Origin of the sequence: Lentzea sp. JNUCC 0626, from assembly GCF_043632865.1 — a bacterium.
Lineage (GTDB): Bacteria > Actinomycetota > Actinomycetes > Mycobacteriales > Pseudonocardiaceae > Lentzea.
This window is the reverse complement of record NZ_CP171635.1, coordinates 1,527,727-1,546,011: the sequence shown is the minus strand read 5'-3', so window position 1 is coordinate 1,546,011 and position 18,285 is coordinate 1,527,727. Positions and strand designations below refer to the sequence as shown.

14 protein-coding genes are annotated in these 18,285 nt (G+C 70.6%); 5 read left to right on the top strand and 9 right to left on the bottom strand.

The genetic code is table 11. The features are described 5' to 3' along the window. Positions 1–5: 5 nt before the first annotated feature. From JNUCC0626_RS06990 to JNUCC0626_RS06965, 6 genes are read right to left on the bottom strand one after another with little or no spacing between them, the layout of a single operon-like run. Complete coding sequence (locus JNUCC0626_RS06990) at positions 6–2,438, bottom strand: glycoside hydrolase family 127 protein (protein WP_394618841.1); 2,433 nt, start codon at positions 2,436–2,438, stop codon at positions 6–8. Then, positions 2,438–3,259: a hypothetical protein gene (locus tag JNUCC0626_RS06985; protein WP_394618840.1), complete on the bottom strand. Its 822-nt coding sequence runs from the start codon at positions 3,257–3,259 to the stop codon at positions 2,438–2,440. The genes JNUCC0626_RS06990 and JNUCC0626_RS06985 overlap by 1 nt, the downstream gene beginning before the upstream one ends. Before the next feature lie 10 nt (positions 3,260–3,269). Then, positions 3,270–4,058, bottom strand: a complete 789-nt coding sequence (locus JNUCC0626_RS06980) for a carbohydrate ABC transporter permease (RefSeq protein ID WP_394618839.1) — start codon at positions 4,056–4,058, stop codon at positions 3,270–3,272. Next, positions 4,055–4,876 (bottom strand): carbohydrate ABC transporter permease, encoded by an 822-nt coding sequence (locus tag JNUCC0626_RS06975; protein WP_394618838.1) that lies wholly within the window; start codon positions 4,874–4,876, stop codon positions 4,055–4,057. Before JNUCC0626_RS06975 ends, JNUCC0626_RS06980 begins: the two co-directional genes overlap by 4 nt. Before the next feature lie 4 nt (positions 4,877–4,880). Next, complete coding sequence (locus JNUCC0626_RS06970; protein ID WP_394621984.1) at positions 4,881–6,116, bottom strand: ABC transporter substrate-binding protein; 1,236 nt, start codon at positions 6,114–6,116, stop codon at positions 4,881–4,883. A gap of 30 nt (positions 6,117–6,146) precedes the next feature. Next, the gene (locus tag JNUCC0626_RS06965) at positions 6,147–7,949 is read right to left on the bottom strand and encodes a glycoside hydrolase family 127 protein (RefSeq protein WP_394618837.1); all 1,803 of its coding nucleotides are present in this window, start codon (positions 7,947–7,949) and stop codon (positions 6,147–6,149) included. A 180-nt stretch (positions 7,950–8,129) separates the two neighbouring features. On the opposite strand from JNUCC0626_RS06965, the gene JNUCC0626_RS06960 reads away from it, so the two are divergent. The 5 genes from JNUCC0626_RS06960 (at position 8,130) to JNUCC0626_RS06940 (ending at position 14,804) form a co-directional block, all read left to right on the top strand. Then, on the top strand, positions 8,130–9,140 hold the full coding sequence (locus JNUCC0626_RS06960) for a LacI family DNA-binding transcriptional regulator (protein ID WP_394618836.1): 1,011 nt from the start codon (positions 8,130–8,132) through the stop codon (positions 9,138–9,140). Between the two features lie 103 nt (positions 9,141–9,243). Then, positions 9,244–9,918 carry a TetR/AcrR family transcriptional regulator gene (locus tag JNUCC0626_RS06955; RefSeq protein ID WP_394618835.1) on the top strand — a complete coding sequence of 225 codons (675 nt, stop codon included), beginning with the start codon at positions 9,244–9,246 and terminating at the stop codon, positions 9,916–9,918. A gap of 124 nt (positions 9,919–10,042) precedes the next feature. Further along, entirely contained in the window at positions 10,043–10,240 is a 198-nt protein-coding gene (locus tag JNUCC0626_RS06950; RefSeq protein ID WP_394618834.1) for a hypothetical protein, read from the top strand. Between the two features lie 5 nt (positions 10,241–10,245). Further along, complete coding sequence (locus JNUCC0626_RS06945; protein ID WP_394618833.1) at positions 10,246–10,941, top strand: helix-turn-helix transcriptional regulator; 696 nt, start codon at positions 10,246–10,248, stop codon at positions 10,939–10,941. Positions 10,942–11,183: 242 nt separating this feature from the next. Further along, complete coding sequence (locus JNUCC0626_RS06940) at positions 11,184–14,804, top strand: family 78 glycoside hydrolase catalytic domain (RefSeq protein WP_394618832.1); 3,621 nt, start codon at positions 11,184–11,186, stop codon at positions 14,802–14,804. A 46-nt stretch (positions 14,805–14,850) separates the two neighbouring features. Here the strand turns inward: JNUCC0626_RS06940 and JNUCC0626_RS06935 are convergent, their stop codons facing one another. The 3 genes from JNUCC0626_RS06935 to JNUCC0626_RS06925 are packed head-to-tail and all read right to left on the bottom strand — an operon-like array spanning position 14,851 to position 18,281. Beyond that, complete coding sequence (locus tag JNUCC0626_RS06935) at positions 14,851–16,608, bottom strand: choline/carnitine O-acyltransferase (protein WP_394618831.1); 1,758 nt, start codon at positions 16,606–16,608, stop codon at positions 14,851–14,853. Position 16,609: 1 nt separating this feature from the next. Continuing rightward, positions 16,610–17,413, bottom strand: coding sequence for a class I SAM-dependent methyltransferase (locus JNUCC0626_RS06930; RefSeq protein WP_394618830.1), 804 nt, complete (start codon positions 17,411–17,413; stop codon positions 16,610–16,612). Positions 17,414–17,423: 10 nt separating this feature from the next. Continuing rightward, entirely contained in the window at positions 17,424–18,281 is an 858-nt protein-coding gene (locus JNUCC0626_RS06925; protein ID WP_394618829.1) for a HalD/BesD family halogenase, read from the bottom strand. Positions 18,282–18,285 lie beyond the last annotated feature (4 nt).

Genomic DNA, 18,285 nt, shown 5'->3' with positions numbered 1-18,285 from the left:
TCTCCTTATGTGCCGGTCGAGTGGAGGTTCGCTACCTCCGAAGCGCTCAGGGCGCGGGAGTAGACGCGGAACGAGTCCACCGCGCCGTCGAGGTACGGGTCGTTCGCGTACTGCGAGCGCCCGATCCAGTTCTGCGTCGAGTTGCCGAGCCTCGCCGTCAGCGACGAGTTGCGGCCCACCTCTGCGCCGTTGACGTACAGGACACCGAGATCGCCGTTCTGCGTCACCGCGACGTGCACCCACACGCCCTGCGGAAGCGCGGCGGACGCGTTGATCTGCTGCTCCGCCCCCGCTCCCCCGGTGGTCAGGGCGAACCGCGCGCCACCGGCTGAGCTCAGCGGGGTCAGGAACGCGTACGCCCCGGTGCCGGACCCGAGGTCGAACACCCGCGACCAGGTCGTCACGGTGTCCAGCCGCACCCAGGTGGCGATGCTGAACGACGACGCGGTCGCCAGCAGTCCGGACGGCAGCACCACGTGGGCGCCGGAACCGGACAGGTCCACGGCCTGCCCGCCGCGGCCGGTCGTCCAGGCCGCCCCGCCCGCGAGCATCGCGTGCAGGCCGTTGCCCGTGGCGTCGTTCGCGTTGCCGTCGAACGGGTAGTGCGCGACGAACGGCGGAATCTCGGCGGCGACGGTCCAGTACACCGAGTACCGCTGCCCGTGCACCTTGTAGAACGGCATCAGCGTCACCTGGCCGGTGCTCGCCGTCGCCGTGTACTGCAACGGGGTCGAGGTGGCGCGGAGGGTCGACGGCTGGAGCACCGGCATCGACTGCAGGTTGTTCGTGCCGTACGCACCGGCCAGCACGATCGGGCCGCACCGCACCGCCTGCACCGTGCGGTTGTCCGGAGTGGACTCGCGGTTCAGCGCCATCGGCAGGCTGATCTCCACGACGTCACCGCTCGTCCACGACCGGTCGATCCGCGCATAGGTGCCAGGACTGACCGGCTGTGCCACCCCGTTGACCCTGATCTGCGCGCCGGAGGCCCACCCGGGAACGCGCACGCGCAGGTCGATCGCCCCGGACCCGATGATCGTCAGCCGCGACGACGCCGTCTCCGGGAACGACGTCTCCTGCCGCACGGTGAACCCGCGCCAGCTCACCGTCGAGGCGATGAACAGGTTGACGTACAACGTCGTGCCGGAGTGCGCGTAGATCCGGCCGGAGTGGGCGGTGTTCGTCTCCATCCCGGTGCCGTGGCAGCAGGTGAAGTCGTTGTAGTCGTTGCTGTACGTGCGGATGCCGCCGGGGCGCAACGGCACGTAGTAGCTGTGGTGGCCGTGGGCCGAGCTCGGGTTCTGCCCGCCCAGCAGGTGGTTGTAGAGGGTCTTCTCGTAGAAGTCGAAGTACCGCGCGTCCGCCGGGTTCGTGCGGAACAGCTGCGCGGTGAGCTTCAGCATGTTGTAGGAGTTGCAGCACTCGCAGGTGTTGTCCGACAGTTCCGACGCGATCCTGTTCGGTGCCTTGAAGTACTCACCGTTGGAGTTGCCGCCGATCGCGTAGGTGTGCGCGCCGACGACGAACTCCCAGAAGTTGCGGGCGATGTCGCGGTACCGGGCCGTGCCCGTCGCGTGGTACTCGCGGATCGCCCCGATCGCCTTCGGGATCTGCGTGTTGGCGTGGTAGCCGTTGAGCGCGTCGCGGTTCTGGGCGAGCGGGTCGAACACCTCGGCGTGGTCGAAGTACTGGGCGGTCGTGAGGTGGGCCGGGTCGCCGGTGAGCTGGTACAGGTTCGCCAGCACCTCGTTCATGCCGCCGAACTCGGTGTCGAGCATGTTCTGCCGCTGGTCGTAGGACAGCCTGCCGTTGCGCCACCCCGCCCACGCCGCCTTCCGGGCGAGCACGGTCAGCGCCTGGGCGTTGCCGGTGAGCAGGTGCACGTCGAGCAGGCCTGCCATGATCTTGTGCAGGGTGTAGTAGGGCGCCCAGACCTGTTCGCGCGCCTCGACCCTGCCGATGAAGCTCTCGGGGAACGCCGACAGGTAACCGGTGCTGAACCCGACGGCGCTCGCCCGGTCCTGGCACGCCGCCAGCTGTCCCACCAGGTAGGCCGCCTTGGCGGAGAACGCCGTGTCGCCCGTGGCGGCGTACGCCTGGGCCAGCGCGCTCAGGACGTGGCCCGTCGAATGGCCGCGCAGCTCGGTGGAGGGCGACTCCCACCCTCCACACGGGACGGCGCCGGACGCCAGCGAGACGTTGCGGCGGAACGTGTGCAGCAGCCGGTCCGGGTCGAGGAACTTCAGGTAGGCGTGGGTGCGGGCGGTGTTGTCCCGGAACGGCCCCGGCAGCAGGGTCACCGCGCCGAGTCCGAACAGCTCGGCGGACACCCCGAAGTCCGGGCGAGCCGCGGCGAGCGCGCGGGTGGGCAACGCGGCCGCCGCGACGGCGATCGCACCCGCGCGCAGCACCGCGCGCCGGGAAGGCAGGGGCGCCATCAGAAGCCGTACCTGTTCTTCAGGTGCCGCCACCAGTCGCGGAACATCCACTTGTCGAACTCCGTGATCACGGACGCGCTGCCCGCCTTCATGAGGAACCCGCCGACGCCACTGGGCGTCCAGTCGTAGAAGTCGTCCAGACCGAACGTGTGCCCTATCTCGTGCAGCAGGATGTGCACGTCGGACGAGTTCAGGTTGCCCATGAAGTACTCGCTGCCGATCCGCTGTCCCCAGTCACCGCCCGCACCGCCGCCCATGCCCGCCGTGAGCCACAGCGACTGGTCGTAGTGCCGGGCGACGCCGCCGGGGCAGCGTGGATAGGAACCGTTGCGGTTGAAGAACCTGCCGCACCCCTCGGAGCACTGCGGGGCGTTCTCGCGGATGTCGTCGACGTAGACGTCGACCGAGTTGTCCGTCCACTTGAGCTGGTTGCGGTCGCGCACCGCCCAGCCGACGACCTTGATCGGCACGGACGCGTACGGGAAGTTGTTGTGGCCCGCCATCACGGCCATCCACTTCTGGTACTGCCGCGCGAGCTGGGCGTGCACGGCGTCGCGCTGCTGCGCGGTCACCGGCTGGGGCGAGTCCCAGCGCACGCAGAAGTTCAGGTAGCCGCGGTTGGCGAACAGCTGGTCCCAGCCGTAGTTGCGGAACCCGTAGAGGTCGCCGTAGGTGCTCTCGACGTGCTGCCACACCTGGTTCAGCGGAGCCACGAGGTTCGACGGCGGGGCCCAGGTGTCCGCTCTCGCCGGTGCCGCCACGCTCGCCGTCATCGCCGCCGCGAAGATGGCGGTCACAAGTCCTTTCCAGAACCGGGTCATACCGGCCTCCTCAGCCTTTCAGCGCACCCGAGGTGAATCCCCGGACGTAGCTGCGTTGCAGGAACGCGAACAGCACCAGGCACGGCACGGCCATGAAGACCACGCCGGCTTCCAGGGCGGCGTAGTCGATCGAGCCGTGACTGGCGGTTCGCATGTTGACCACGGCGAGCACGGCGGTGAACTTGTCCGTGGAGTTCAGGAGGATCAGTGGTGCGAAGAACTCGCTCCACGACGAGAGGAACGCGAAGAGCCCGACGGTGACGAGCCCCGGCCGGACGGCCGGGAGCATGATGCGCACCAGCGTGCCGAAGCTCGTGCAGCCGTCGACGCGCGCGGACTCCTCGAGTTCGATCGGCACGGCCTCAAAACTGTTGCGCATCATGAAGACGGAGAACGGCAGCTGGAACACCGTCAGCACGAGGCTGAGGCCGACCAGCGAGTCCTCCAGCCCAAGCCAGCCGAGCAGGACGTACAGCGCGATCAGGATCGTCGCGTACGGGACCATCAGGATCGCGAGCGTGACCAGGAAGAGCAGGTCCCGGCCGGGGAAGCGGAAGCGGCCGAACGCGTAGCCCGCGAGCGTCGCCACGACCAGGGTCGCGGCCACGGTCAGCGCGCTGACGACGACGCTGTTGAGCACGTGGACCGCCCGGATCCCGTTGCCGGACCCGAACAGCCGCGCGTAGTTCTCCAGCCCGAACCCCGTGTCGGTGCGCACGGACGCCCATCCGCTCCACAGCAGGGGGAACAGGAACAGGATCGCGAGAGCGGAACCCGTGACGTAGTAAGAGGTCCTCATGCCGACCTCCGGCGCAGGACCGCGAACTGCACGGACCCGACGGCCGCGAGCAGCACCAGCAGCACGACCGAGAGGCCGGCCGCGGAGCCGAGATCGAGCCGGACGAACGCCTCCCGGTAGATCACCATCACCAGCGAGGTGGTGCTGTTGTCCGGCCCTCCCCTGGTGAGGATCCAGAACTGGTCGAACGCGAGCAGCGACCCGGTGACCATCATCGTGAGCACCAGCGCGATCGTCGGCCGCATCAACGGCACGGTGATCCGCCCGAACACCTGCCAGCGGCTCGCGCCGTCGATCCGCGCGGCCTCGTAGACGTCGAGCGGGATCGCCTGCAGCCCGGTCAGCAGGATCAGCATGTTGAAGCCCGCGAACCGCCACAGCACCAACGTCACCGCCGAGCCCAGCGCGGGGCTGTCCCCTCCCGCCGGCAGCGCCCCGATCTCGTCGCTCAGCAGGCCGAGGAAGAGCAGGGACGCGCTGGCGAAGCCGACCGTCATCGGCAGGAAGAACGCCGTGCGGAAGAACCCGACGCCCGGCCTCCGGTTCTGCACGAGCAGCGCGAGCCCGAAGGCGATGACGAACAGCAGCGCGGTGATGAGCACCGTGTACCGGGCGGTGAACCAGGCGGCGGACACCACCAGGTCGTTGCCGGCGATCGCGGTGTAGTTGTCGGGCGCGGTGAACCGCGGACTGCCGAGCAACGGCCAGCGGTGCAGCGACATCCAGACGACGAGCAGCAACGGGACCACGAAGAACATCCCGACGAGCACCGCGAGGGGCGTGGCGTAGAGGGCTCCGGTCACCGCTCGCCTGCGCACGGGGTCACTCCTTCCGCAGCGACTGGGTGATCGCGTCGTTGCCGTTCATGAGCGCCCTGGAGGCGTCGCCGAACAGGGCGCCGCGCACGGCGGTCAGCCACGGTCCCTGCGGGTCGTTGAAGGTGGCGTTGAAGTTGCGCGCGTAGGGCGTCTTCCCCTTGGCCACCAACCCGTTCGCGGTGACGAGCCGCGGGTCGGCGGAGGAGTACCTGTTCGCCGCGAGGTCGGTGCGCACGGGCACGCCCTTGCGCTTCGCGATCACCTCGACCTGGGCCTCGTCCGACAGCGTCCAGGCCAGGAAGTCCCACGCCTGCACGGCTTTCGCGCTCGTGGCGCCGATGCCGATCGCGTCGCCGCCGACGAACGTCGACTCGCCACCGACGATGCCGGGGATGGGGGCGAGGCCCGTCTTCACGCCCTTGCTCTCGATGGCGTCGAGCCAGACCGACGGACCGGGCGCGATGCCCACCTTGCCGCTCTGCAACGCGCCGAGCCACGTCGGGCCCTGCTCCCCCTTGGACCCCGGCGAGGCGACGCCTTCGTCGTAGAGGTCGCGGTACAGGGAGAACACCGCCGCCATCTCAGGCGAGTCGATCCGCCCGCTCTGCCCGTCGGCGTCCAGCACCTCTCCCCCGGCGGCCCACACCGACGGCCAGAACGTGAACTCGACGCAGCCACCGCAGTTGCCGCCGAAGTACGTGCCGTGGACGTCCTCGCCCAGCTTGTCGATCTTGCGGGCGTGCTCGGCGAACTCCGTCAAGGTGCGCGGCGGCTTCTCCGGGTCGAGGCCCGCTTTGGCGTAGAGGTCCTTGTTGTAGAGCATCACGGACAGGTCGATGGTGTGCGGCACCGCGAAGGTGCGGCCCTCCCACGTTCCCGCACGGACGTGGGAGGGGGCCACGGAGTCCTTGAACGGCAAGGACTTGAACTGGTCGGAGACGTCGGCCCAGAGCCCCTGGACCGCGTACTGGGGAGCGAACACGACGTCCGCGGCGAAGAGGTCGGGCAACGACCTCGCACCCGCCGCGGAGGCCAGCTTGGCCGGGTACTCCTCGTTGGGGTACGCGGTGACCTCGACCTTGTTGCGGTGCGTGGCGTTGTAAGCCTCGGCGTAGGCCTTGGACACCGACTCGGTCGCGGCGCGGGTCCAGAGCGTGAGGGTCGCGCCGTCGTCTGCGGCACCGGGTTCGTCCGCACCGCACGCGGCGGTGGCCAGCAGCAGCACCGCTGCCGCGAACATCGCTTTCACGGTCTCTCCTTCGAGACTTGGTCAGGCGGTGGGCAGCCAGACCCGCATCGTGGACGGGCCCCGCCGCGCCCAGCGGTGGTAGGGCGTGAGGTGCAGCGGCAGCGACGTACCCGGCCTGCCGGACGGTTCGCCGTACGGCCACGTCGTGTCCTCGGTGGCGTCGAACCGGGCGCGCACGACCGCGCCGTCCTCCGCCGGCTCCGGGACGTGCCCGGTGCCGACCCTCAGCGCGTCGAGGTCGTGCTCGCCCCACGACTCGGCGCACAGCACGACAGGGCCGCGTTCGACCGCGACGCAGCCCCGCACCGCGTCGATGCGGGAGTCCGGCCAGGTGAACCGCGGTGCCATCGGCAGTTCGAGCCTGATCTCCTGTCCCACGGCCCAGTCGCGGGTCAGGGTGACGTCGCCTGGTGCGGCCGGGCGGCGTTCGTCGTCCACGACGAGCACCGCGCCGGCCGCCCATTCGGGCACGCGCAGGGTCAGTGACCAGGGTCCGCCGCCCCTGGTCACGCGCACGGTCACGTCCCCGCCCTCCGGGTAGGACGTCCGCACCTCGAACCCCGCCGCGCGCCCGTCCGCCAGCGTGGTGCCGACGGCGCAGTCGGTGTACTGGTGCAGCCGCAACCCGGTGTCGTCCGCGGTGACCAGGTAGGAGGAGAGGCTCGCCAGCAGCCGCGCGATGTTCGGCAGGCAGCACGACACCTCGTACCACGGCGCTCGCGACCCGCTGACGACGTCGAGCCGTTCCCCGTCCCGCGCCGGCCGCGCGGGCGTGCGCTGGTGCAACGTGTTGGCGTAGAAGAAGCTCTGGCCGTCGTCGCCGAACGCGCCCGCGACCAGGTTGTGCAGCACCCGGTCCGTGACGCCGGCGTACCGGCCGTCGCCGGTGGCCAGCAGCAGCCGCTGGGCGAGCATGACCGTGGCCACGCCCGCGCACGTCTCGGCGTACGCGCGGTCGGCGGGCAGCACGAAGTCGTCGCCGAACGCCTCGTCCTGGTGCCGCGACCCCATGCCGCCGGTGATGTGCGCACGCCTGGCCCAGGCGCGGCCGAACTGCCCGGCCACCGCCTGCAGCAGGTCGTCGTCGCCGGTCTCCACCGCCACGTCGACCGCTCCGCAGGCCAGGTACAGCGAGCGCACCGCGTGGCCGCGCAGCACCGTCGCCTTGCGCACCGGGACGTCGTCGTTGAAGTAGGACCAGCCGAACTCGTGCGCGGGGAGCGACCGGTGACCTCGGCGGTCGACGAACAGCGCGGCCTGGTCGAGGTAGCGCTGCTCCCCGGTCAGCCGGGCCAGTTCCACCAGCGCGGTCTCGATCTCCGGGTGCCCGCAGACCCCGCTGTCCTCCCGTTCGAAGGTCTCGCAGACCTGGTCCGCCGCGCGCCGGGCGACCTCCAGCAGCGGCCCGTCGCCCGCGGTCCTGGTGCGGGCGACCGCGGCCTGCAGGAGGTGCCCGGTGCAGTAGAGCTCGTGGCCCCAGGCCAGGTCGCTGTAGCGCGGCCGCTGCCAGTCCCTGCCGAAGGAGGTGTTGAGGTAGCCGTCGTCGGCCTGGGCGGCGGCGAACCCGGCGGTGAGCGCCTCAATTCGTTCGTCTAGCTCCGAATTGGGCTCTCTTCCGCTTTCCCACGACATCGCCTCGACGAGTTTGTAGACCTCGGAGTCGGAGAATTCACGGCCTTTGCGCTCCCGTGATCCACGACCGGACCGCACGGCGGAGAAGTTGCCGGTCCAGCCCAGGGCGTCCATCCACCGCAGCGCGTGCACGAGGGTGCGAGTGCCGTTGATCTGTTGCCTGGCCGCCCAAAAACCTCCGGTGACGCGCACCTCGTCCGTCCCCAATGGACGGAGAGGACCACGGGTGGGAACCACGGGCCCGCGGATCGATCGGGTGTTGCGCGTCATCGTCACGTAACGCACTCTGGAGACCGAAAACGATTTCGACAATGCGCCAACAGGAGCAGAAGTCGTCGAATGGGCAGTCGAATTTCGTTCGAAAGGATTTCGATGGGAAGACGGCGTTCGGAGACGGTGACGCTCGGCGACGTGGCGAAGCGCGCGGGCGTGTCGATCGCCACCGCGTCCAAGGCGATCAACGACCGCGCGCAGGTCGCGGCCGCCACCAGGGCACGGGTGCTGCGGGCCGCCGCGGACCTGTCGTTCCAGCCCAACGTCCTCGCGCAGGGCCTCGTGGCCGGGCGCACGCGGGCGATCGGCCTGCTCACCGACGAACTGGACGGCCGGTTCGCCATCCCGATCCTCCTGGGAGCGGAGAACGCGTTGTCGGACAAGGAGATGTCGGTCCTGCTGTGCGACACCCGCGGTGACGCGATCCGCCGCAACCACCACATCCGCACGCTGATGGCACGGCAGGTCGACGGGTTCATCGTGGTGGGCGACAGCAACGACGTGCGCCCGTCGCTGACCGCGGACATCCCGGTGCCGGCCGTGTACGCGTACTGCAGGTCCACCAGCCCCGACGACCTGAGCCTGGTGTCGGACGACGCGGGCGGGGCCAGACTCGCCGTCGAGCACCTCCTGGCGTTGCGGCGCAGGCACATCGCCCACGTCACCGGTCCCGAGTACTACCGGGCCGCCCGCGACCGCGCCGCGGCGGTCCGCTCCGTCCTGCGCGAACGGGGCCTGTCCCTCGCCGGAGGACAACCGCTGCACGGGGAGTGGTCGCAGCGCTGGGGGCGGCACGCCGCCCGGCTGCTGGCCGCCTCGGCACCGGAGGTCGACGCGATCTTCTGCGGCAACGACCAGATCGCGAGCGGTGTCGCCCAGGCGCTCACCGACCTGGGCCGTCGCGTGCCCGACGACGTGGCGGTCGTCGGCTACGACAACTGGGAGATCTTCGCCGCGGACTGCCGGCCCCCGCTCACCACGATCGACCTGAACCTCCAGCGGCTCGGCGCGTCCGCCGTGGCACACCTGTTCGCCGCACTCGGCGGCACACCCGAGCGCGGCGTCGTGCAGCAGCCCTGCCGTCTGGTCGTGCGCGAGTCCACCGCCTGAGCGCCGCCGAAACGGGTTTCGGCGCCGCGCCCGGTTGTCGGGTTCCGCCGCCTGTGAGTTCAATACCCAGGGAAGACGCACCTACGACGGACAAGGTCGCACTGTGGACGGACGGGCCGCGCGCTGGGCGGGGCAACGCGAGGCGCGCCGCGAGAAAGTCGTGGCGGCCGCCCTGCTCGCCATCGCGGAACACGGGCCGCAGGTGTCGACCGAACAGATCACCGAACGCGCCGCCATCGCCCGGCCCACGCTGTACCGGCACTTCGCAGACGCGGAGGACCTCTACGACGCGGTCGCCCGCCGGATCGGCGAGATGCTCGTGGGCGAGCTGGCTCCGACCATGAACAACCCCGAAGGCAGCGCACGCGAGATCATCTCGCGCATCGTGCACACCTACGTGCTGTGGTTCGCCGCCAACGACCGGCTCTACGACTACCTGGTCTCCCGCTCCCTGAACACCCGGACAGGTGAACAGCAGCCGGCCGCCACGGTGCGCCTGCAGATCGGCGAGCAACTGCGGGAGTTGCTCGCCGCGTACGTCGCCCTGCTGGGCGGGGATCCGCGCATCGCCGACCCGCTGGCGTTCGGCCTGATCGGGATGGTCGAGACGGCGGCGGTCCGCTGGGTGACGTCGCCCGATCCCCTGCTCGACCGCGACGAACTGGTCGCTCACCTGACCGGGTGGGCCTGGGGCTCGCTCGACGTGGCGCTGCAGGCGATCGGGGTGCGACTCGACCCGGACGCGCCGCTCCCCCCGCTGTCCCTCCTGCAGAGCTGAACACGCAGTTCAGAGCCATGTCGACGCGTTCGGTGCGGGCGGCCATGTTACTGCTACAGTCCTGTAGCCCTTACTTGGAGTTTGGCCAACACGGCCCACTCACTCTGAACCGAACGGCCTAATGATGAGCAAGCCGACCAACCAGCAGTGGCTGGACCACGCGGCACAGCAGGCGCGGGAGCACATCGCGTCCCTGCACCAGGAGGGCCTGGAGTCACTCCTCCGGACGCGGACTCCGGTTCCGTCCGGCACGACGGCACCGACCGGCACGACGAGCGACCAGGACACAGCGGACGCGCCCCGGTTCGGCGGCGTTCTGTGACCTCGATGCAGCCCGCGGCCTCGTTCGTCCGAGTACTGGCCGCGGACGCGACTCCCGTGTTCCGCGAGGGACTGCGCACCGCCGTCCAGCGCACCATCGGCCTGGAGTGGGCCGGCGGCACGGATCATCCCGACGTCATCCGCGACACCGTGCGAACCTCGCGGCCGCACGTGGTCATGCTGGACAGCGCGGTCGACCCGCGCAGTCTCATCGCGGAGGAACTCCTGAGCACCAACCCCCAGTTGCGGGTCGCGATCCTCTTCCGCGAACGCGACCACACCCCGGCCGGCGTGCGCCTCGCGAGAGCCGCCGGCGCACACTGCCTGCTGAGCAGGGAGACCGACGCGGCGGTGATGTTCCGCGCGATCCTGCAGACACCCCTGTCCGGCCACTACGTCGATCCCAGACTCGTGCTCGACCCCCGGCTCGTGCCGGCCCTCACCCACCACGGCCACCACCCGGCCCCCCGCGGGCGCCAGCTGCTCACGTCCCGGCAGTGCCAGATCCTCGCCCTGGTCGCCGAAGGCAGGAACGACGAGTACATCGCGCGCAGCCTGAACGTCGCCATCCCCACCGTGCGCACACACGTCCGGGCGACCCGGCTGCGCCTCGGTGCCCACGACCGCGCGCACGCGGTCGCCCTCGCCTACCGCGTCGGCATCCTTCCCCTGCACCGCCGCCCGGTCTCGCCCGGCTCCTGAGCACCCCGAGGCCGCGCGGGCGACTCCGCGAGTGTGAATGTCACAGGCGGATGACGGACGTGCGTTGACGAGGTCACCGACCCGGTCCTACTGTCGGTGGAGCAGTGAATTGAAACGTTTCAATCGACCGCCGGCGCCGACAGACCTCCACTGACCGGGAGCACGCGATGCGAAGTCGATCCCTGCAGCACGCTCACACACGACTACTCAGCGTTATGTTGTCCGCACTCTTAGCCACATCGGTGGTCGTCGCGGTCCCCGCCGCCGCGGCGCCCGCCGATCTCTCCAGCGCGCACTGGATCTGGTACCCGGAAGGAAGTCCCGCGGTCTCCGCCCCTGCCGAGACCCGCTACTTCCGCCGCACCTTCACCCAACCCGCCGGGCAGGTCGGCGACGCGAAGCTGATCGTCACCGGTGACGACACCGTGGACGTGTGGCTCAACGGCGAACCGCTCGCCGCGTCGGCCCGCGCCACCGACTCGTGGCAGCGCGCGGTCACCGTCGACCTGCGCTCCGCCCTCGTCACCGGCGCCAACACCCTGGCGATCGCGGTCCGCAACAGCAACACCGGTCCGGCCGGGCTCATCGCCCGCGCGCGGATCGTCACGGCCGGCGCGACCGCGGACCTGATCACCGACGGGTCCTGGAAGGCGGGCCGCAGCGCCGCCGAGGGCTGGGAACGGCCCGGCTCGGCCGACGCCGCCTGGCCCCAGGCGGCGGACCTCGGTTCGTACGGCACGGCGCCGTGGGGTGACCGCGTCACGGCGGCCGATCCGGGCGAGGTGTCGCCGTTGTCCGTCGCCTCGATGACGACGGAACGACGCGTGGCGCCGCTCGGCGTGGACGCCCAGCGGCCGAGGTTCGGCTGGACGCTGGCGTCCTCCCAGCGCCAGGGCTCCTACCAGGTGCTCGTCGCGAGCACGCGGGCGCTGGCCGACGCCGGGACCGGGGACGTCTGGGACAGCGGACGGGTGCACGACGAGCAGTCCGTCGACGTCGTCCACGGCGGGCGTGCACTGACGTCGCTGACCGCCTACCACTGGCGGGTGCGCGTCTGGGACACGCAGGGACGGGCCGGCGCCTGGAGCGCGGTCTCGTCGTTCGAGACGGGGCTCTACGACGTCGCGTCGGAGTGGCGCGGGGCCTTCATCGGGGGTCCGGCGGGCCACGGCCTGGAGGGCGCCAGCTGGATCTGGTACCCGGAAGGCTCCCCTGCCAGCGGGGTGCCGGCGGCGACCAGGTACTTCCGCAAGTCCTTCACGCTGCCCTCCGTCCCGGCCGCCGCGACGCTCGCGGTCACCGCCGACGACACGGCCACCGTGTGGGTCAACGGCGTGCAGGTCTACGCCAGCCCGCGGGTCGCGGACTCCTGGAAGCGGGCCGGGACGATCGACCTCTCCGGCAGGCTGCGGACCGGCACCAACACCATCGCCGTGGCGAGCGCCAACACCTCCGACTCCCCCGCCGGTCTGGTCGCCAGACTGACGGCCGGGGACGTCGTGACGCGGACCGACGGGACCTGGAAGGCGTCCACCCAGTCGCCGGCCGGGTGGGAGCAGCCGGGGTTCGACGACAGCGCGTGGCCTCAGGCGAGGGCACTCGTCGGTATCGGCGGAGCGCCGTGGGGCGACCAGGTGACGGTGCCGCAGCCCGCTCCGTTGCTGCGCAAGGGTTTCACGGTCAGCAAAGCAGTGCGCAGCGCCCGGCTGGTCACAACCGCGCTCGGTCTGCACGAGACCCAGCTGAACGGCGCCAAGGTCGGCGACGACGTGCTGGCGCCGGCGTGGACGGACTACCGCAAACGCGTGCAGTACAAGGTGCACGACGTCACCACGCAGATCCGCCAGGGCTCCAACGCGATCGGCGCGTGGCTCGGCAACGGCTGGTACTCCGGCAGTCTCGGCATCGGCGGCAACAAGTTCTACGGCACGCAGCCGTGGTACTCGGCGCAGCTGGTCATGTCCTATGTGGACGGCACGACGGAAACCGTGGCGACGGACGGCACCTGGAAGTACAAGCCGAGCCCGATCACCGCCGACGACCTCTACCACGGCGAGCACTACGACGCCCGGCTCGCGACACCGGGCTGGGACGGTGCCGGGTTCGACGACAGCGGCTGGCGCACCGCCCAGGTGCGGCAGGGCGCGGTGCCGAACCTCGTGGCGCAGGTGGACGCCGGCACCAAGGTGCAGAAGGACCTGCGGCCGGTGGCGCTGACGCAGCCCAAACCGGGCGTGTGGGTATTCGACCTCGGCCAGAACTTCTCCGGCTGGAACCGGCTCCGCGCGCAGGGTCCGGCAGGCACCACGATCACGATGCGCCACGCGGAGGTCCTCAACCCCGACGGCACGCTCTACACGACGAACCTGCGGGCGGCGCAGGTCACCGACCAGGTCGTGCTCGCGGGCACGGGTCAGCCCGAGACGGTCGAACCGAGGTTCACCGTCCACGGCTACCGCTACGTCGAACTGACCGGGCTGCCCGGCACGCCGACGCTCGACACGATCACCGGCCGGGCCGCCTGGACGGGCGGCGCGGAGATCGGCGGGTTCGACACCTCCGACGCGGTGCTCGACAAGCTGCAGAACGCCATCGTGTGGGGACAACGCTCGAACATGCTCTACGTCCCCACCGACTGCCCGCAGCGCGACGAGCGACTGGGGTGGACCGGCGACATCGCGTCGTTCGCGCCGACCGCGACGCACAACCTGGACGTGTCGGCGTTCCTCGACAAGTACACCGACGACCTGGTCGACGCCCAACGGTCCGACGGCGCGTTCACGGACGTCGCACCCGACGTCAGCAACATGGGCGCGGGCACGGCGGCGTGGGGTGACGCGGGCGTGATCGTCCCCTACACCCTCTGGCAGCGCTACGGAGACCTGCGCGTGGTCGAGGAGCACTTCACCGCGATGACGAGGTGGGTCGACTACCTGCGCTCGACGGCGGACGCCTCGCTGATCCGCGACCGGGGCGGGTTCGGCGACTGGCTCAACGTGCAGGACGACACCCCGCGCAACGTCATCTCGACGGCGTACTTCGCGTGGTCCGCGCGCCTGGTGTCGCGGATGGCGCAGGCCATCGGCAGGACCACCGAGGCGACGACCTACGGCACGCTCGCCGACCAGGTCTCGGCCGCGTTCACGAACCGGCTCGTCGCCGCGGACGGCACCGTCTCCGGCAACACGCAGACGGGCTACTCGCTCGCGCTGGCGTTCGGGCTGCTGCCGCAGAACCGCGTTCAGTCCGTTGTGGACAAACTGGTGGCCAGGGTGCGCGCCGCGAACAACCACCTCACGGTCGGCTTCGTCGGGGTGTCCCACCTGCTGCCGGTGCTGGCCGAGCACGGACGCGCCGACGTCGCCTACCAGATCCTGATGCAGCCGGACTACCCCGGCTGGGGCTACACGATCGGCAAGGGCGCGACGACGATCTGGGAGCGCTGGGACAGCATCCGCCCGGACGGCTCGTTCCAGGATCCCGGGATGAACTCGTTCAACCACTACGCCATGGGGTCCGTCGGCGAGTTCCTCTACCGCACCGTCGGAGGGCTGAGTTCCACCTCGCCCGGTTACCGGTCGTTGCTCGTCGCGCCGAAACCGGGCGGTGGCCTCACGTCGGCCCGGTCGTCGCACCGCACCCCGTACGGGGAGGCGCTCAGCGAGTGGAGCACGGCGGGTGGGCGGTTCAGCCTGCACGTCGTGGTGCCCTCCGGGACGTCCGCCGTGGTGCGGGTTCCGGCGGGGAGCGCGGCGGTGGTGTCGGCTCCGGCCGGGGCCGTTCCGCTCGGGTACGGGTCCGGCGTGGCGTCGTTCCACGTTCCCGCCGGTGATCACGTGTTCACGGCACCCGCCACCGGGTGATCGCCCGGCCGATGGTCAGGCCCGTGCCTGACCATCGGCCGCGCGGTCAGTCGTCGGTGGCGAGCAGGTCCTGCAGCTCGGTGATGGCCTCACCGAGGTAGGTCGCGAACTTGTGCATCTCCTCGGCGACCGCCCGGGGCGTGCTCAGGTAGAGGTTGAAGCGGTCCGGCAGCAGCACGTACGCGACGCCGATGCACTTGGCGCTGGTCGAGCCGAAACCGAAGTACTGGATGTGCTCCGACGGCGCCGAGCTGGTGCTCAGGTAGTCGTCGCGCATGATCGTCCAGCCCGGCGTGTCGTACAGCGGCAACAGCTCCGTGCCGCCGCGCCGCTTGTGGATCAGCTGCAGCTCCCACAGGTGCTGCTCGGGCGCCGACCCGGCCTGGCACTCCTTGGCACGCCGGACGTGCGCGTCCGCCGCCGCCCGCAACGCCGCGCGACGGTCGGCCCGCGAGGACGACGGATCCTCCACAGTGGACACGAACGTGACGGCTTCCGGCGTCACCACGCGCATCGCCTCGGTCCGGCCGTTCTGGAACTGCCGGGTGCCGATCGACTCGTACGTCGCGCCCTGCAGGCCTTTCGACCGCTGGTGCGCGAGCTGGTACGCCATCTGCACGAAGGCGTCCGGCGAGATCTTCAGCTCCTTCGCGCGCTGCTTGCCGAAGTCCTCGAACGACAGCGTCACGGTCGCCGTGTCCGCGCCGTACTGGGCGAACGACGCCGCGGCCGCCACGCTGTCCTCGCGCAGTTCCTCGGAGAGCACGAACTCGACCGGCTCGGTCGCGGGCAGCCCCTGTGCGGCAGCGCCGGACACCCGGAGGTGTTCCTCGGTCGGCACGCTCAGCATCGCGTCGGTGAACGCGAGGATGGTGGTGCCGTCGAGTTCGCAGTGCTCGACGTTGATGCCTGCCCGGCCGTCCGCGAAGACGACGAACGTCACCGCCTTGTCGAACCACCGGTTCGCGCTGTCGCCGTGCAGCAGCTGGTCGCACGCGGCCAGCGTGTCGGCGGGCGCGAAGTCCTCCAGCGCCACGCAGAACAACGCCGTCTCGATCGTCTCCAGCGCGGCGGCGTTGTCCACCAGCAGCGCCTCCCGGCTGTCCGCCCACGCCGCCCGCGCCTTGGTGGTCAGCGGCCCGGCCGAGAACTCCGCGCGGTCCGCCTTCATGATCGCCTGCAGGCCGCTCACGAGGTCGCCGAGGTCGTGCGGCACGCCGTCCGGCCCGACCACGTCCATCTTGAAGGCGTTGCCGCGGAAGAAGACCACGACGTGCCGTGCGTCCGACGGGAACGTCGTGCGCGCGGTGTCCTGCTGCGCGTGCGGGATGCGGGTGGCGGAGAACAGGAACTTGTTCTGCACCATGGACTGCGGTTCGCCGCGCAGCACGACCGGCGGGATCGCCTCGGCGTCGAGCCGCACCTTGTAGGCGACGGCGGCGGAGATCAACGCCGCGGCCCGCTGCTCCTGCGTCTCCTCGACGTCGCGGAAGAGGAAGAAGAAGTTGGCGTTCAACGCGATCCGGTCGCGGCGGCCGAGGTAGCGGGTCGGCCAGAAGAGGTCGAGCCAGCTGCGGACGCCCTCGGTGCCGTCGAACTCCTCCAGCGCGGCGTGCAGCGACCGGGCCGTGCTGTCCGGCGCGAGGAACTGCTCCACGGCGGCCTCGGTGGTCGCCAGTTCGGCGGCGGTCAGCAGCGGGGCGCACCACTCGAGGAACCGCGCGCAGGTCTCCTCCAGCGTCGGCAGGGGCACCCGCGGCAGCTGGTCCTCGTAGCTGAACGTCTTGCCGTCGCTCACAATCACCTCAGGTGCGTTCGATGGGTCGTTTGGACAGGTAGAGCTGAGCGTAGAACCAGCCGCCGTCCTCCCGGCCGCTCGGGTCCACGCCGACGCCGGACAGCGTGTCGAGCACCCGCGACTGCTCCTCCGCCGAGATGAACCGCCGCTGCCGGAACACCCCGTCGTGCCGCACGGTCTCGTAGCCGAGCTGAGCGAGACTCGCCTCGATCTCGTCGAACGGGAACATCCGCAGCACGAAGTGCGCCATCCAGGGCGCCCCGCTCGCCTCGACGACCCGCGCCAGCGTGGGCGCGCCAACGTACCCGAGGCTGCCGGTCGAGACGACCAGGTCGACGTCCGCGAGCTTCCCGGCCTGCTCCGGCGTGGGCTCGTTGCGTTCGAGATCGGCGAGCGCGCCGTCGTCGAGGAACCCGGCCGCCGTCGCGTAGGACAAGGCCTGCGACGAGATGTCCAGGCCGACGAACCGCGCCGGGATCGCCTTCCCGCGTTCGCGCACCAGTTCCTGGTCGTCGGCCAGCACCTCGGCGGACGACCGTGCGTCCATCTCGTAGCGGTCGTACAGGTCGTCCATCGTCAGGTCGCACCGCAGCAGCGCCGCGTTGATGCCGTAGGAGCTGCCGACGTCGAGCACGGTCGGCGTGTCGATCCCCGTCGCCGCGCGGTACTCCTCGATCAACGCCGTGAAGTGGGGCTTGGCCAGCTGCGGGATCTGGTACTCGAGCCCGCGCAACGAAGAGAAGTACGAGCGCGGGTCGGGCTGGGTGTAGATGTGGTCGAGCTCGACTTTGCCGGTCGCGTCGAATCGCACGTGTCTCCCCTCAGGCCAGTCGCTGGTCGACCCGCACGCCGGCCTGGTCCGCCGCCACGTGTTCGGGCAGCACCCTGCCGAACAGCTGCCGCGTCCGCGCCACCGTGCCGACGACGCCGGGCCGCAGGCTGTAGGCGAAGATCGCCGTGTGCCGCTGCCGGTCGCCCTGGACCGTGCTGACCTGGTGCAGCGAGTAGCGGCCCTTGAACAGCTGGAGGTCGCCGACGCGCAACGTCAGCCGCTGCACGAGCCGGTCGTCGCCCGCGAGCACCGCGCGGACGTCGTCGAAGTTCTCCTCGTCCGCCGACCGGATGTTCGGGCAGTACTGGAACTCACCGCCGCCCTCGGGTGCCTGGGTCAGCATGCTGACGGTGAACTCGTTGGTGTCGAAGTGCCACGGGTGCGCGCGGCCGGGCGGGATCACGTTCAGCACCAGGCCGGACAGCGGGTCGGCCAGCTCGTGCAGCTCCGGCAGTTCGAAGCAGGCGGCGACGAACCGCTGGAACACCTCGCTGGTGTAGAGCTGGTGGATGATCGCGTCGCGCGGGACGACGTCGCGGGCGACGAACGCGTTGCCGCGCTCCATCGTCGTGCGGCCGGGGTGGTCCGGCAGCAGCGGGGTGTCGACGTCGATGTTGTAGGCGTTGACGGTCTCGACGTCGTAGTAGGCGTGCGGGGCGATGTCCGCGCCCTCCCGCCGCAGGTCCTCGTGCAGCGCGGGCCGGATGAAGTCGGGCAGGACGCTGCACCCGACGGTGTGCAGGTCGCGGTGGGTGCGCGCGACGACCTCCCGCCACGCCGCGCCGTCCGGTTCGGCCAGCGGATAGTCCGCGGTGTTCACGACCTGTTCGAGCAGTCCCGCTTCCATCCGG

Coding starts and splice junctions, on each gene's coding strand:
- JNUCC0626_RS06990 (WP_394618841.1), bottom strand. CDS start 2,438: ATGGCGCCCCTGCCTTCCCGGCGCGCGGTGCTGCGCGCGGGTGCGATC.
- JNUCC0626_RS06985 (WP_394618840.1), bottom strand. CDS start 3,259: ATGACCCGGTTCTGGAAAGGACTTGTGACCGCCATCTTCGCGGCGGCG.
- JNUCC0626_RS06980 (WP_394618839.1), bottom strand. CDS start 4,058: ATGAGGACCTCTTACTACGTCACGGGTTCCGCTCTCGCGATCCTGTTC.
- JNUCC0626_RS06970 (WP_394621984.1), bottom strand. CDS start 6,116: ATGTTCGCGGCAGCGGTGCTGCTGCTGGCCACCGCCGCGTGCGGTGCG.
- JNUCC0626_RS06960 (WP_394618836.1), top strand. CDS start 8,130: ATGGGAAGACGGCGTTCGGAGACGGTGACGCTCGGCGACGTGGCGAAG.
- JNUCC0626_RS06950 (WP_394618834.1), top strand. CDS start 10,043: ATGAGCAAGCCGACCAACCAGCAGTGGCTGGACCACGCGGCACAGCAG.
- JNUCC0626_RS06945 (WP_394618833.1), top strand. CDS start 10,246: ATGCAGCCCGCGGCCTCGTTCGTCCGAGTACTGGCCGCGGACGCGACT.
- JNUCC0626_RS06925 (WP_394618829.1), bottom strand. CDS start 18,281: ATGGAAGCGGGACTGCTCGAACAGGTCGTGAACACCGCGGACTATCCG.